Source organism: Aeromonas sp. R6-2 (assembly GCF_040908155.1).
Lineage (GTDB): Bacteria > Pseudomonadota > Gammaproteobacteria > Enterobacterales > Aeromonadaceae > Aeromonas > Aeromonas schubertii.
This window is the reverse complement of sequence record NZ_JBFODE010000014.1, coordinates 1-12,684: the sequence shown is the minus strand read 5'-3', so window position 1 is coordinate 12,684 and position 12,684 is coordinate 1. Positions and strand designations below refer to the sequence as shown.

The following is a 12,684-nucleotide window of genomic DNA, read 5'->3' as shown; positions in this document are numbered from 1 at the left end:
TTTATGGCCCCTTCCATGGAGTACACTGGCAGCCAATGCAACCGACAGGACACCTCCATGGATCAATTTGCCCACATCTCCCCCGCCGACGCCCACCAGAAGCTGAGTGCCGGTGCGGCGCGCCTGGTGGATATCCGCGATCCCCAATCTTTTGCCGCCGCCCATGCCCCGGGGGCCTTTCACCTCACCAACGGCAGCCTGGTTCAGTTTATGAACCAGACCGACTTCGAGACCCCGGTCATCGTCATGTGCTACCACGGAGTGAGCAGCCAGGGCGCCGCCCAGTATCTGCTGCAACAGGGCTTCGAGGAGGTCTACAGCCTGGATGGGGGCTTCGAGGCGTGGCGCCGTGACTATCCGGTGGAGGCGGGTGAGGCATGATTCAGCTGCTGGTCCTCGACAACGCCCGCATGGCCCAGGCCCTGGTGGACTACCTGGGGACCCTGGGCATCAATTGCGAGCTGACCCAGTCCGAGCTGGGGGTCACCATCTGGCTGGTGAGCGAGGCGCGTCTGGCCCAGGCCCAACAGGAGGTGAAGCGCTTCCTCGCCGAACCCAATCACCCCCGCTATATGGAGGCCTCCTGGCAGAGCGGTCGGGCCGATGCCCGCATCGATTACAGCAAGGGCGTGATCGATCCCCTGACCGACTTCTTGCACCACGCGGGGCCACTCACCCTGGTGATCCTGATCGCCTGCGTGGCCATCTATGCCCTGGAGGCGATCGGCCTGCCCATCTTCGATCTCCTCGCCTTCCATCCGGACCTTACCCACTTCACCGACTGGCAGGCATGGCGCTTCTTCACCCCCAGCCTGATCCATCTGTCGCTGCTGCACCTGGTGTTCAATTTGCTCTGGTGGTGGTATCTGGGCGGCCAGATCGAGCAGCGCATCGGCAGTGGCAAGCTACTGGTGCTGGCCCTGGCCTCGGGGGCCCTCTCCAACACGGCGGAGTTTATGGCCAGCGGCCCCTACTTCGGCGGCCTCTCCGGCGTGGTCTATGCCCTGCTGGGCTATGGCTGGCTGAGAGGCAGGCTACAACCCGACTGCGGCATCCAGATGCCCCAGGCACTGATGGGGTTCATGTTGATCTGGCTGGCGCTGGGCTTTACCGGCCTGCTCGGTCCCATCGGCAACCTGGCCCATCTGGCGGGCCTGCTGGTCGGTCTGGCCCAGGCCTGGCTCGACCGACGAGGGCACCACGTCTGAGAACAACAACGGCCCCCCTGGGTGCCGTTGTTGCGTTTAGCGCAGCAGGTAGTCGAGGGCGATCCCCGCAAACAGCACCATGCCGACACGATTGTTGGCGAGGAAGGCCTGAAAACAGGGTTCGCGCTCGCGACCGTGGATCTGCCGCTGCTGCTGCAGGAACATCAGGGCCACCAGCAACAGGCTCGCATAATAGGCCACCCCGAGACCGGCCAACGCCCCGACCAGCCCCATGCAACTCAGGGTCGCGACCTGCAGCAGCCCAATGATGTGGCGATCCCAACGGCCAAACCAGATGGCGCTCGATTTGAGCCCCAGCTTGAGGTCGTCATCCCTGTCCACCATGGCGTACTCGGTATCGTAGGCGATGGTCCACAGCAGGTTGGCGGCAAACAGCAGCCAGGCCAGGGGGGGCAAGGCATCGGCCTGGGCCCCGTAGGCCATGGGGATGGACCAGGAGAAGGCCAACCCCAGCACAAACTGAGGAATGGGGATGAAGCGCTTCATAAAGGGGTAGCAGACCGCCAGCACCAGACCGGCGAAGGACATGGCGATGGTGAGGGTGTTGAGGGTCAACACCAGGGCAAACGAGATCAGCGCCAACACGGCAAACAGCAGCAGGGCCTCGCGACTGCTCACCCGTCCCGTGGCCAGCGGCCGTCCCGCCGTGCGTTTGACGTGACCATCGAAGTCACGGTCCGCATAGTCATTGATGACGCAACCGGCCGAACGCATCAGGAAGACGCCGCAGACAAACACCAGCAAGACCCAAGGATCGGGGCTCCCCTCACCGGCCAACCAGAGAGCCCAGAGGGTCGGCCACAGCAACAGCAGGGTGCCGATCGGCTTGTCGATGCGCGCCAGTTGGCCATAGGCCTGCCAGCGCTCCTTGCAGATGAGATTCACGCGCGCTCCTTGGCATCGAAGAGGCCGGGCAGAAACAACTCATGCACCAGCAGGGGCACCCCTTGCAGGAAGAGCAGGGAGCGCCGGCCCCACAGTTCGGCGGCAGGAGACCAGGGATTGGCCGCCACCCGAAAACGGGCCAATTGCAGACGGCTGCGCTGCGCCTGCGGGTGGGCGAAGATCAGCTCCCCCAGCGGCGTCTCGCCCTGCCCGCTCAGCTGGGCTGTCGCCATGGCTCGTGCCGGCAGCAGGGTCCAGCCATAGACGCAAGGGGCACCGCCCCCATGCAGGATCACCTCGCGGCACTGACCGCTCCCCTCTCCCAGCAGCTGACTCGCCTCCCCATCCAGCGCCAGGGAGCGATAGCCAAGCAAGGTCAGGGAGAAATCGGCAAGCTGCTCGCGCAACCTGCGGGTCAGGGACCCACTCTCCAGCAGCCAGGGAACCAGCCCCGGCGGGAGTAGCTCCACCTGCGGATCCTGCCAGGGAGTCAACTGCTCGAGGGGGATAAACGACTCGGAATTCACCACTTCACCATCCGGCGATGACCGGCCTTGGTTAACAACCGGTTCATTATCCGTAAATCAATAGAAAAATGTAAGAACATCAATGCTTGACGCTCCCGGCGAGCAACACAAGAATGGAATCAGACTCGCAGATGGAATCCAATCATGACTCTCTTTCGCCCCCTCTTCGCCGCCCTGCTACTGCTGACCGGTCTGGCCGTCCACGCCGAGGATGAGCCGCCTGCCGACGGCACCCAGGCCCCTCCCGTCATCTCTTACTACGCCCTGGATCCGGACATCATCACCAACTACCTGGGCGACAGCCGAACCCTGGGTTATGTGCGGGTCACGGTCGAACTGATGGCCGCCAACGAGGGGGACAAGAAGATTATCGAGACCAATGATCCCCTGATCCGCGACACCATCATCCGCCTGCTCGGCAGCAAGACCGGGGATCAGATCAAGTCACTGGTCACCCGGGAGGAGCTGCGCAAGGAGTGCGAGGACAAGGTGAACGAGCTGCTGCTCAAAGAAGCCGGCAAGAAGGCGGTGAAAGCGCTCATCTTCACCAAGTTTCTCTATCAATGAGATAGAGATTGTCATTCGATAATGACAATGAAAATCGATTACAATGCTGCCCACTTCCCCACAGAGGCATCAGGGTATGGGCAGCAAGACACTCTGCGAATGGCGTCGTCACGATATCCCCGAGGGATTGGGTACCCTGCGCAAGATCCTGCGCAAACCCAAATTTGTCTGCGGCAAGTGTGCCCGCAGCGCCGGTGACAAGGAGTATCTCTGTCAGCCGATCCGGCTCAAGAAGAGAGAGTAGGCTACTGATCCGTCCAACCCTGACGACCCTGGTTCAGCAGCTTCCTCGCCTGCCCATCGTTGGGACAGACCCCCTGATACTCACTCCCCTCCCGACCCGCCAGATAGAGGTGTTCCGGTCGACAATACCAGGCCAATCCCTTCTGATAGCCTTGTTGCCATAGAGTGGCACTCACCTTCTCGGGACACTGGGTCTGGTGCTCCTCAAGCCGGGCCTCGGTCAGCCCCATCTTGCCATCCGCCTCCCCTACCAGATCCCACTGCCGCTCGCACGGATCATCCGACTTGGCACAGCCGGCCAGCAGTAGTGCCATTATCATCACGCGTCGTCTCATCGCCTTCCCTGCCTCCCTGTTCATCCTTTCACCATTGTGCCAGAGCCAGCCGGAAACAAACAGGCGGGCCCAAAGGCCCGCCTGCGGCGTGGATCACCTCTCATCGGGAAAGTCGTCATCGTCCTGCCAACTGTCGTCATCTTCCCAGTCGTCGAGCTCCTCTTCCCAGGATTCAGGCTCCCACTCGTCGTCGAGGTCATAGTCCGGCTTGTGTCCACCCATGGCGTGCTCTCCCTTGGTTGTGGTGGCGATCCAAGTCTAAGCCGAAATGCCGCAGGCGCCAGCAAGCGGCCTCATCTCAGGTAGAGCCGCGCCGCTGCAGAGGGTAGTCGAGCAGATGCAGGGCCCCTTCCACCAGCTCGCCGCTGAGACGACGCAGCAACAGGGCGGCCGTCTCCTCTCCCATCTGCCGGTAGGGGATGCGCATCGTGGTGAGGGCAGGGTGTGAGACCGCGGCCACATCGAGATCGTCGAAGCCGGCCACCGCCAGCTTGCCCGGGACCGCCACATGACGGCGCTGGCACTCCATCAACACACCGCAGGCCAGCTCGTCGGTGACACAAACCAGGGCATCGAGCTCGGGCCAGCGCAGCAGAAACTCCCCCAACATGGCCGCCCCGGTGCTGAAGCTGGGGGGTTCAGAGGTGTTGATCACCATATCCGGCGAGAGGTAGCTCTCCAACATGGCCTGCTGCCAGCCGCGCATGCGCTGCTGAAGCATCCACTGCTCCTGGCGGGCGCAGAGGAAACCGATATTGCGATAGCCCCGCTCGATCAGATGGCGAGTGAGTCGATAGCCGGCCTCCTGGTTGGAGCCGCCGACACACATGTCCACCGGATCCGGCACCTTGGCCCCCACCTCCACCACGGGCAGGCCGCTTTGACGCAACCGCTCCCGGTCGGCCTGGCTCTCCAGGGCCCCGAAGATAACCACGGCTGCCGGATTGTACTGCAGCAGCGTCTCCAGTTGGCGGCTCTGTTGGCGCAGGTGGCGGGAGTCCCCCAACACCAGCTGGTACCCCTCGTCCGCCAGTGGCTGTTGCAGCCCCTCGACCAGTTCGGCACAGGCACGCTCTACCAGGCTGGGAACGATGACCACTATGGTGTGAGAGGTTCCGGAGGCGAGCGCCCCCGCGGCGCGATTGGGGATATAGCCGAGCTCGGCCACAGCGGCATCGATCCGCTCGCGCATCTTGTCCGAGACCAGCTCGGGAGTACGCAGCGCCCGTGAGACCGTCATCGCACCCACACCTGCCAGCTGGGCAACATCGTTGAGGGTGACGCGCCCGGTACCGCGCCGCTTCTTGTTATCAGGCATGCTCAGACATCCTTTCTCATGGCGCGCCTACTCTAGGGCAAAACGCCTGTGCTGACCATGGATCATCATATCCCTGTCTCTTCTGACGCCTATCCCCCGGGTCAGAAAATGATAGCGCTATCACACAATCATGATAGCGCTACCTGATAACGCTATCATCTGAGATCTTGCTCACAGAGTGCCCCTCTCCAAGCCGCTAGATTAGCCCCCATCATCCCCTGACAGGAGGCGATCATGCTGCAAGACCTGCTGCCCGCCGCACACATTCGCATCGAGCCGATGGCCCACGACTGGCGTCATGCCATCGAGCTCGCCACGGCCCCGCTCATCGAGAGCGGCACCATTGCCCCCTCCTATGTGGAGGCCCTCTATCGCTCCCACGAGGCGCTCGGTCCCTACTACGTGCTCGGCCCCGGCATCGCCATGCCCCACGCCCGCCCGGAAGACGGGGTAAACCGTCTCGGCCTTGGCCTGACGGTCATCAAGCAAGGGGTCGAGTTTGGCTCTGAGGGGAACGACCCGGTGCACCTGCTGGTCACCCTGGCCGCCTGTGACAGCGACAGTCACGTGCAGACCATCGCCGCCCTGGCCGAGCTGTTCATGAATGATGACGATGTGGCCGCCCTGATCGCGGCCGTCACCGTCGACGATATCGAGCGCATCATTGCGCGCTACTGACAGAGGAAGAGACGATGAAAATTCTGGTTGTATGCGGTCATGGCCTGGGTACCAGCCTGATGATGGAGATGAGCATCAAGAGCATCCTCAAGGAGCTGGCCGTGAGTGCCGAAGTGGACCACAGGGATCTCGCCTCCGCCGGTAGCGAACAGGCAGAGCTGTTTGTGGCCACCCGCGACATCGCCGAACAGCTGCAGAGCATGGGCGTCAATGGCCGCCTGGTTGCCCTCGACAACATGGTCGACAAGGTAGCCATGAAGGAGAAACTCTCCACCGCCCTGCGCGAGCTCGGTGCCCTCTAATACCCTATTGCGGCACAGCCGCCCCTGGAGCAGAACATGGCATTCTTTCACTTCCTGATGTTCGATGTGCTGTCAGAGCCAGCCGTGCTGGTCGGCCTGATCGCCCTCATCGGCCTCATCGCCCAGAAGAAACCGGTCACCGAGTGCATCAAGGGCACGGTGAAGACCATCATGGGCTTCGTGATCCTGGGGGCGGGTGCCACCCTGGTGGTCAACTCCCTCGGTGACTTCGCTACCATCTTCCAGCACGCCTTCGGCATCAAGGGGGTGGTCCCGAACAATGAGGCCATCGTCTCCATCGCCCAACAGTCGTTTGGCAAGGAGATGGCGATGATCATGTTCTTCGCCATGCTGGTGAATATCCTGATCGCCCGCCTGACCCCGTGGAAGTTCATCTTCCTGACCGGCCACCACACCCTCTTCATGTCCATGATGGTCGCGGCTATCCTCTCCGCCGGCGGCATGAGTGGCGTCCCCCTGATCGCGGTGGGTAGCCTGGTGGTCGGGGTCACCATGGTGCTCTTCCCGGCCCTGGCTCACCCCTTCATGAAGCAGATCACCGGCTCCGATGAGGTGGCGCTCGGCCACTTCTCCACCTGCTCTTACGTGCTGGCCGGCTGGATCGGTGCCAAGTTCGGCAACAAGGCCCACAGCAGCGAAGACGTGCAGGTGCCCAAGAGCCTGCTGTTCCTGCGTGACACGCCGGTGGCCATCTCCTTCACCATGGGCATCATCTTCCTTATCACCTCCCTCTTTGCCGGAGCGGACTATGTGGCGGAAGTGGCCAAGGGCAAGCACTGGTTCGTCTTCTCCCTGATGCAGTCGATCACCTTTGCCGCCGGCGTCTACGTCATCCTGCAGGGGGTGCGCATGGTCATCGCCGAGATAGTCCCGGCCTTCAAGGGCATCTCCGACAAGCTGGTCCCCAACGCCAAGCCGGCGCTGGACTGCCCCATCGTCTTCCCCTATGCCCCCAACGCCGTGTTGATCGGCTTTCTGTCGAGCTTCGCCGCCGGTCTGGTGGGCATGGTGCTGCTCTATCTGATGGGCCTGACCGTCATCATCCCGGGTGTGGTGCCCCACTTCTTCGTCGGTGCCGCCGCCGGGGTCTTTGGCAACGCCACCGGGGGTCGCCGTGGCGCCATGTTGGGTGCCTTCGCCAACGGCCTGCTGATCACCTTCCTGCCGGTGTTCCTGCTGCCGGTGCTGGGGGATCTCGGCTTTGCCAACACCACCTTCAGCGATGCCGACTTCGGTGTGGTAGGGATCCTGCTCGGCCTTATCGTCCGTTGATCTCCTCCCGTCAGGACAAACAGAAACGGAGCGCGCTGCGCTCCGTTTCTTTATCTCGCAAGACAGTGTTATACCAGCTCGGCCAGTCCCTGAGAGAGGGTGTGGGCCAGGGCCCCCTGATTGCGCAGCACTACGGCGCGGGCCTGATCGCCCATGGCCAGACGACGCTCCCCATCCGACAGCAGCCCGCTGACCGCCTCGCCCAGAGCCTGGGCATCCCTGACCACCTCGGCGCCCCCCTGCTCCAACAGCTGGCGCGTGATGTCGCTGAAGTTGAAGTAGGCGGGTCCGGTCAGGCAGGGCTTACCCAGTGCCGCCGGCTCGAGCAGGTTGTGACCGCCGATCCCCACCAGACTGCCGCCGACAAAGGCGACATCGGCCGCCCCCAGCATCAGGGGTAGCTCACCCATGGTATCCCCCAGATAGATGGACGTGCTCGCCCGGGGCAACTCGCCACGAGCGCGGCGTACGCAGGGAAGTTCCTCACTATCACACAGGGCCGCCACCTGATCGAAACGCTGGGGATGACGCGGCACCAGGATCAGCAGGGCATCCGGGTGGGTCGTCAACACCTGCCGGTGGGCGGCCAACACCTGCTCGTCCTCCCCCTGATGGGTGCTGGCGGCGATCCAGACCGGTCGCGGCCCGATGGCGGCGCGCAGGGCATGCCCCCCTTCGACCACGTCGCTTCCAAACTGCATGTCGAACTTGATAGAGCCGGTCACCGTCAGCCGCTCGGCCGGGATCCCGAGACGCGCGAAGCGCTCGGCATCATCCCTGTGCTGGCAGTAGAGGTGGGTCAGGGGACGGCTCAGGGTGTCGAAGGCGCCCTGAAAACGGGCATAGCGACGGTAGGAGCGCTCCGACAGACGGGCGTTGATGATGCTCACCGGCAGGTGCTGGGCTCCGCAGGCGGCCAGCCAGTTGGGCCACAGCTCGGTCTCCATGACCCAGAGGGCACGCGGACGCACCGACGCGAGAAAGGCGGCCACCGCCCAGGGATAGTCGAGCGGCGCGTAGCGATGCTGCACCAGCTCCCCCAGCTTGGCCGCCTGATCGGCGCCGGTGCGGGTGGTGGTGGTGAGCAGGATCGGCAGGTCCGGCCGCTCGGCCTTGAGGGCGCGGATCAGCGGCGTGATGGCCAGGGTCTCGCCCACACTCACCGCATGGATCCAGAGGGGCGATGCCTGCCCCGTCGGCGGCACCCGTCCCAGATGCTCGGCCCAGCGGTCACCGAAGCCGGGTTTGCCCCGCTTCGGCTTGTAGAGCACCAGCAGGGCAAGGGGGAGTCCAAGATGGATCAGCAGGTTATACGCCAGCCGCCAGATCATGGGGTGCCCTTCTCATGCTCGGCCGGCAGATCGAGCCGCTTGCCGGCGGCGATCACCTGCTCCGGTTGCAGTTCGAGGAGACACTTGAGATGACCGAACTTGCAAGTGCGCTTGAAGCAGGGGCGGCACTCGATGTCGGTGTGGACGATCTCGACCCGCTCCGCCAGCGGCGGGGTGTAGAGAGGGGAGGTGGAACCATAGACCCCGATCAGCGGGCGGTTCAGGGCGGCGGCGATGTGCATCAACCCTGAGTCGTTGGAGATAACCCGCTCGGCCAGAGCCATCAGATCGATCGCCTCATGCAGATTGGTCTTGCCTGCCAGCACGTGGCAGTTACCACGGGTAAGGGGATTGATCCGCTCGCGGATGGTGTTGGCCACCGGCACATCCTTGTTCGAGCCGAAGATCCACACCTGCCACCCCTCATCCAGATGCTGCTGGGCCACCACGGCGTAGTGCCCCTCGGGCCAGCGTTTGGCCGGGCCGAACTCGGCACCGGGGCAGAGCACCAGCACCGGACGGGCAGTATCCAACCCATGCTTGGCCAGGGCCGCCTGTTGGTTTACCAGATCCACCGAGAGCGAGGGATGGGGAATCGCCGGGATATCGGCACGGCTCTTCATCTCCCCCTTGGGATAGGCCAGCGCCACGTAGCGCTCCACCATCAGGGGGAAGGCAGACTTGTTGCTGCGCAGATCGTTGAGCAGGCCGTAACGGTGTTCTCCCTTCCAGCCGGTACGCTGGGGAATACGGGCAAAGAAGGGAATGAAGGCCGATTTCATGGAGTTGGGCTGGATGATGGCCTGAGCGTACCCTTCGGCACGCAGTTGCTTGCCGAGGCGGCGTCGCTCCAGCAGCTTGAACTCCCCATGCCCCAGTGGCATGGGGAGCGCCTTGTCCACCTCGGGCATGCGCTCGAGCAGCGGACGGCACCAGGCCGGGGCCATCACATGCACTTCGCATCCCGGATGGTTTGCCTTTAAGGCCTTATAGAGGCTCTGGGACATCACCATATCGCCCACCCAGGACGGGCCGATCACCAATATTTTCATCTACCGACTCTTGCCTTCTCACTTTGCTGGGGCGTGATTATGCCCCAATCCCGACGCGGGGGCGTAACAGAAGTTCCACCCATCTGCTCACAGATCCGCCGATGGAATCAGGCTAGACTGGGTGGGCCCCGACTCAGCATGAGGATCGCCATGAAGCCCAGTGGTCTGGAACGTCTGCTCAACCCTTCATCCATCGCCATCATAGGCGCCTCGACCAACCCGGCCAAGGCGGGTTGTGTCATCATGCGCCACCTGCTGGACGGGCAGTTCCGCGGCGCCATACTGCCGGTGACGCCACGCCACAAGGCCGTCTGCGGCGTACTGAGCTATCCAGACATAGAGGCACTGCCTCTGGTGCCGGATCTCGCCATCATCTGTACTGCCGCCCATCGGGTGGTCCCCCTGGTCGAGCAGCTCGGCCACAAGGGAGTGGGGGCCGCCATCTTGCTCGCCGCCGGATTCGATATTGAGCAGCGGGCCGCCCTGCAAACCATTCGGGCCCAGTCAGGCATACGCCTGCTCGGACCCAACAGCATGGGGCTGCTGATGCCCCATCTCGGCATCAATGCCAGCTTCTCCCCCATCGCCGCCCGGCCGGGGAAAGTGGCCTTTCTCTCCCAGTCTGCGGCGGTCAGTACCACCATCCTCGACTGGGCCAAGCAACACGAGGTGGGCTTCTCCACCTTCATCTCCCTCGGCGATGATCTCGATCTGGGTTGTGATGAGCTGCTCGACCAGCTCTCTCGTGACGGCACCACCCGCGCCATCCTGCTCTACATGGACAGGGTCAGCGACGCCCGCCGCTTCATGTCGGCCGCCCGCGCCGCCGCCCGTAACAAGCCGATCCTGGTGCTGCGCAGCGGGCGTCACAACCGGGAGGGGACGCCGGATAACATCTATGATGCCGCCATCCGCCGCGCCGGTATGCTGAGGGTACGCGACACCCATGAACTGTTTGCCGCCGTAGAGACCCTGAGCCACGCCCCCCAACTCAAGGGGGAGCGGCTGGCGATCATCGCCAATGGCCGGGGATTGGCCAACATGGCGCTGGATGTGCTGACCGAGCGTGGCGGCAAGTCTGCCTGCCCGCCCCTCGACATCGGTAGTGACGCCGACATCGATGCCTATCTCAGGTCTCTGCACAGCCTGCTCGATGAGGAGCAGACCAACGCTATCCTCATCATTCACGCCCCCTCTCTCACCGCAGAAGGTGAGGCGCTGGCCCAGGCCATCATTGAGGCCTTGCGAAACCACCCCAGGGCACGCCGCTTTAATATTCTGACCAACTGGGCGGGGGAACACTCGGCCCAGCGCGGACGGCGCCTCTTCAATGAGGCCGGGATCCCCACCTATCGCACCCCTGAGAGTGCGGTCGCCGCCTTTATGCACATGGTCGAGTATGGCCGTAACCAGCGCCAGTTGATGGAGACCCCCGCCACCCTGGCAGGCCAACTCGACTACGAGACCTGCGCCCGCCTGATCCGCCAGGGGGCCGAGCGCCAGCAGCTACGGCTCGATACCCACCTTGCCCGACCACTGCTGGCGGCCGCCGGCCTGGAAACCCTCGATACCTGGATTGTGGGGGACGCCACCGAGGCGACCCTGACGGCGGATCAACTGGGGTATCCGGTGGCGCTCAAGCTGCGCTCTCCCGACATAGCGCATAAATCGGATGTGCACGGCGTGGTGCTCAACCTGCGCACTCCGGCAGAAGTGGCGCAGGCGGCCGATGCGATCCTGGATAGGGTGAGGCTCAACCAACCGGGCGCCCGTATCGACGGTCTACTGGTGCAGAAGATGGCCCCTCGCAGCGGCGGGATCGAGCTCAGGGTACGCATTCAGCGTGACCCCCTGTTTGGCCCCGTCATCCTGTTGGGGGAGTCCGGCAGCCAGCCCCATCAGATGGTGGCCTCACTCCCACCGCTCAACCAGACCCTGGCACGCTATCAGGTGCTGGGGGCCCTCGGCAGCGGTTGCATTCGCGATCGTGGCGGACCCGAGCCGCTCGACGTACCGGCACTGGCCAGGGTGCTCTATCAACTCTCCGAGCTGTTGGTCGCCTTTCCGGCCATCGACGAGCTCGACCTCCACCCCCTGCTGGCACAGGGGGAGAGAATGACGGTGCTCGATGCCACCATCACCCTGGACCATGAGGCTTCGTCCCACCAACTGGCTATCAGCCCCTATCCTACCGAGCTGGAGGAAGGCGGCTGGTTGCGTAGCGGCAGCCACCTGCTGCTGCGCCCGATCCGCCCCGAGGATGAGCCAGCACACAAGCAGTTTGTCTCCCTGGTATCCGACGAGGATCGCTATCGCCGCTTCTTCGCCGACGTGGGAGAGCTTGGCCATGAAGAACTGGCCCGCATGACCCAGATCGATTACGAGCGGGAGATGGCCTTCGTCGCCGTTGGGCAGGAACCTCCCTATCAGGAGCAGATCCTGGCGGTGGTGCGCGCCGTGTCGACACCGGATAGACAAGATGCCGAGTTCGCCGTGCTGGTACGCTCCGATCTCAAGGGGCAGGGGCTGGGCCGGGTAATGATGGAAAAGATGGTGCGCTACGCCCGCGACAAGGGAATTGGCCAGCTCTCGGGCATTACCATGCCAAGCAATCGGGGCATGGTCACCCTGGCGCGCAAGGTCGGGTTCAAGGTAGAGGTGTCGATGGAGGATAACCTGGTGAGCATGGTACTGCCGCTCGCCGTGAACACGCCGTGAGGCGCGGATGGAAAACCAGGGCCTGCCAAGCTCGCGGTCGCTCGGTGAGAGTGAGCAAACCCCTAAGAGAAAGAGGCCATCCCAAGTGGGATAGCCTCTTATTGGCTCGCTAGCCTTTCAAAACTGCAAATGCAAAAAGACCATCTCAAACGAGATGGTCTTTTTATCTTCAAATTGGGTGCCTGGCAGTGTCCTACTCTCGCATG

At 63.4% G+C, this 12,684-nt stretch carries 15 protein-coding genes; 8 read left to right on the top strand and 7 right to left on the bottom strand.

Features of this window, described 5'->3' with window-relative positions; translation table 11 throughout:
• Positions 1-57 precede the first annotated feature (57 nt).
• Both glpE and glpG read left to right on the top strand, forming a co-directional pair.
• The gene (gene glpE, locus AB5Y48_RS02320; RefSeq protein ID WP_060583305.1) at positions 58-381 is read left to right on the top strand and encodes a thiosulfate sulfurtransferase GlpE; all 324 of its coding nucleotides are present in this window, start codon (positions 58-60) and stop codon (positions 379-381) included.
• Positions 378-1,208: a rhomboid family intramembrane serine protease GlpG gene (glpG, locus tag AB5Y48_RS02315; RefSeq protein WP_050665641.1), complete on the top strand. Its 831-nt coding sequence runs from the start codon at positions 378-380 to the stop codon at positions 1,206-1,208. The genes glpE and glpG overlap by 4 nt, the downstream gene beginning before the upstream one ends.
• 36 nt (positions 1,209-1,244) lie before the next feature.
• Here glpG and ubiA read toward each other — a convergent pair whose 3' ends face one another.
• Together ubiA and AB5Y48_RS02305 are read right to left on the bottom strand one after the other, a co-directional pair.
• Positions 1,245-2,114, bottom strand: a complete 870-nt coding sequence (gene ubiA, locus AB5Y48_RS02310) for a 4-hydroxybenzoate octaprenyltransferase (RefSeq protein ID WP_060583302.1) — start codon at positions 2,112-2,114, stop codon at positions 1,245-1,247.
• On the bottom strand, positions 2,111-2,641 hold the full coding sequence (locus AB5Y48_RS02305; protein WP_050665652.1) for a chorismate lyase: 531 nt from the start codon (positions 2,639-2,641) through the stop codon (positions 2,111-2,113). Before AB5Y48_RS02305 ends, ubiA begins: the two co-directional genes overlap by 4 nt.
• 144 nt (positions 2,642-2,785) lie before the next feature.
• Between AB5Y48_RS02305 and AB5Y48_RS02300 the strand changes: the two genes are divergently transcribed.
• Together AB5Y48_RS02300 and AB5Y48_RS02295 are read left to right on the top strand one after the other, a co-directional pair.
• Positions 2,786-3,208 carry a flagellar basal body-associated FliL family protein gene (locus AB5Y48_RS02300; protein WP_136614534.1) on the top strand — a complete coding sequence of 141 codons (423 nt, stop codon included), beginning with the start codon at positions 2,786-2,788 and terminating at the stop codon, positions 3,206-3,208.
• A 76-nt stretch (positions 3,209-3,284) separates the two neighbouring features.
• On the top strand, positions 3,285-3,452 hold the full coding sequence (locus AB5Y48_RS02295) for a hypothetical protein (RefSeq protein ID WP_168929949.1): 168 nt from the start codon (positions 3,285-3,287) through the stop codon (positions 3,450-3,452).
• A gap of 1 nt (position 3,453) precedes the next feature.
• On the opposite strand, the gene AB5Y48_RS02290 is transcribed toward AB5Y48_RS02295, so the two are convergent.
• The 3 genes from AB5Y48_RS02290 to AB5Y48_RS02280 all read right to left on the bottom strand — a co-directional run bounded on the left by AB5Y48_RS02290 (position 3,454) and on the right by AB5Y48_RS02280 (position 5,104).
• Positions 3,454-3,786, bottom strand: coding sequence for a DUF2799 domain-containing protein (locus AB5Y48_RS02290; RefSeq protein ID WP_050665653.1), 333 nt, complete (start codon positions 3,784-3,786; stop codon positions 3,454-3,456).
• A gap of 93 nt (positions 3,787-3,879) precedes the next feature.
• On the bottom strand, positions 3,880-4,008 hold the full coding sequence (locus tag AB5Y48_RS02285) for a hypothetical protein (protein ID WP_136614535.1): 129 nt from the start codon (positions 4,006-4,008) through the stop codon (positions 3,880-3,882).
• A gap of 76 nt (positions 4,009-4,084) precedes the next feature.
• A complete protein-coding gene (locus tag AB5Y48_RS02280) occupies positions 4,085-5,104 on the bottom strand; it encodes a LacI family DNA-binding transcriptional regulator (RefSeq protein WP_050665644.1) in 1,020 nt (339 codons plus the stop codon).
• A 234-nt stretch (positions 5,105-5,338) separates the two neighbouring features.
• Here AB5Y48_RS02280 and AB5Y48_RS02275 point away from each other — a divergent pair, with 234 nt between their 5' ends.
• The 3 genes from AB5Y48_RS02275 to AB5Y48_RS02265 are packed head-to-tail and all read left to right on the top strand — an operon-like array spanning position 5,339 to position 7,377.
• The gene (locus AB5Y48_RS02275) at positions 5,339-5,782 is read left to right on the top strand and encodes a PTS sugar transporter subunit IIA (protein WP_050665645.1); all 444 of its coding nucleotides are present in this window, start codon (positions 5,339-5,341) and stop codon (positions 5,780-5,782) included.
• Positions 5,783-5,796: 14 nt separating this feature from the next.
• Positions 5,797-6,084 (top strand): PTS sugar transporter subunit IIB, encoded by a 288-nt coding sequence (locus tag AB5Y48_RS02270; protein ID WP_050665646.1) that lies wholly within the window; start codon positions 5,797-5,799, stop codon positions 6,082-6,084.
• Between the two features lie 36 nt (positions 6,085-6,120).
• Positions 6,121-7,377, top strand: coding sequence for a PTS ascorbate transporter subunit IIC (locus AB5Y48_RS02265; protein WP_050665647.1), 1,257 nt, complete (start codon positions 6,121-6,123; stop codon positions 7,375-7,377).
• Positions 7,378-7,445: 68 nt separating this feature from the next.
• On the opposite strand, the gene waaA is transcribed toward AB5Y48_RS02265, so the two are convergent.
• Positions 7,446-8,708, bottom strand: a complete 1,263-nt coding sequence (waaA, locus tag AB5Y48_RS02260) for a lipid IV(A) 3-deoxy-D-manno-octulosonic acid transferase (RefSeq protein WP_368163668.1) — start codon at positions 8,706-8,708, stop codon at positions 7,446-7,448.
• Positions 8,705-9,760, bottom strand: coding sequence for a lipopolysaccharide heptosyltransferase II (waaF, locus tag AB5Y48_RS02255; RefSeq protein WP_368163667.1), 1,056 nt, complete (start codon positions 9,758-9,760; stop codon positions 8,705-8,707). The genes waaA and waaF overlap by 4 nt, the downstream gene beginning before the upstream one ends.
• Before the next feature lie 150 nt (positions 9,761-9,910).
• On the opposite strand from waaF, the gene AB5Y48_RS02250 reads away from it, so the two are divergent.
• The gene (locus AB5Y48_RS02250) at positions 9,911-12,478 is read left to right on the top strand and encodes a bifunctional acetate--CoA ligase family protein/GNAT family N-acetyltransferase (RefSeq protein ID WP_368163666.1); all 2,568 of its coding nucleotides are present in this window, start codon (positions 9,911-9,913) and stop codon (positions 12,476-12,478) included.
• Positions 12,479-12,684 lie beyond the last annotated feature (206 nt).

Coding starts and splice junctions, on each gene's coding strand:
- glpG (WP_050665641.1), top strand. CDS start 378: ATGATTCAGCTGCTGGTCCTCGACAACGCCCGCATGGCCCAGGCCCTG.
- AB5Y48_RS02265 (WP_050665647.1), top strand. CDS start 6,121: ATGGCATTCTTTCACTTCCTGATGTTCGATGTGCTGTCAGAGCCAGCC.
- AB5Y48_RS02250 (WP_368163666.1), top strand. CDS start 9,911: ATGAAGCCCAGTGGTCTGGAACGTCTGCTCAACCCTTCATCCATCGCC.
- AB5Y48_RS02275 (WP_050665645.1), top strand. CDS start 5,339: ATGCTGCAAGACCTGCTGCCCGCCGCACACATTCGCATCGAGCCGATG.
- AB5Y48_RS02280 (WP_050665644.1), bottom strand. CDS start 5,104: ATGCCTGATAACAAGAAGCGGCGCGGTACCGGGCGCGTCACCCTCAAC.
- AB5Y48_RS02290 (WP_050665653.1), bottom strand. CDS start 3,786: ATGAGACGACGCGTGATGATAATGGCACTACTGCTGGCCGGCTGTGCC.
- waaA (WP_368163668.1), bottom strand. CDS start 8,708: ATGATCTGGCGGCTGGCGTATAACCTGCTGATCCATCTTGGACTCCCC.
- AB5Y48_RS02300 (WP_136614534.1), top strand. CDS start 2,786: ATGACTCTCTTTCGCCCCCTCTTCGCCGCCCTGCTACTGCTGACCGGT.
- AB5Y48_RS02295 (WP_168929949.1), top strand. CDS start 3,285: ATGGGCAGCAAGACACTCTGCGAATGGCGTCGTCACGATATCCCCGAG.
- waaF (WP_368163667.1), bottom strand. CDS start 9,760: ATGAAAATATTGGTGATCGGCCCGTCCTGGGTGGGCGATATGGTGATG.
- glpE (WP_060583305.1), top strand. CDS start 58: ATGGATCAATTTGCCCACATCTCCCCCGCCGACGCCCACCAGAAGCTG.
- AB5Y48_RS02285 (WP_136614535.1), bottom strand. CDS start 4,008: ATGGGTGGACACAAGCCGGACTATGACCTCGACGACGAGTGGGAGCCT.
- AB5Y48_RS02270 (WP_050665646.1), top strand. CDS start 5,797: ATGAAAATTCTGGTTGTATGCGGTCATGGCCTGGGTACCAGCCTGATG.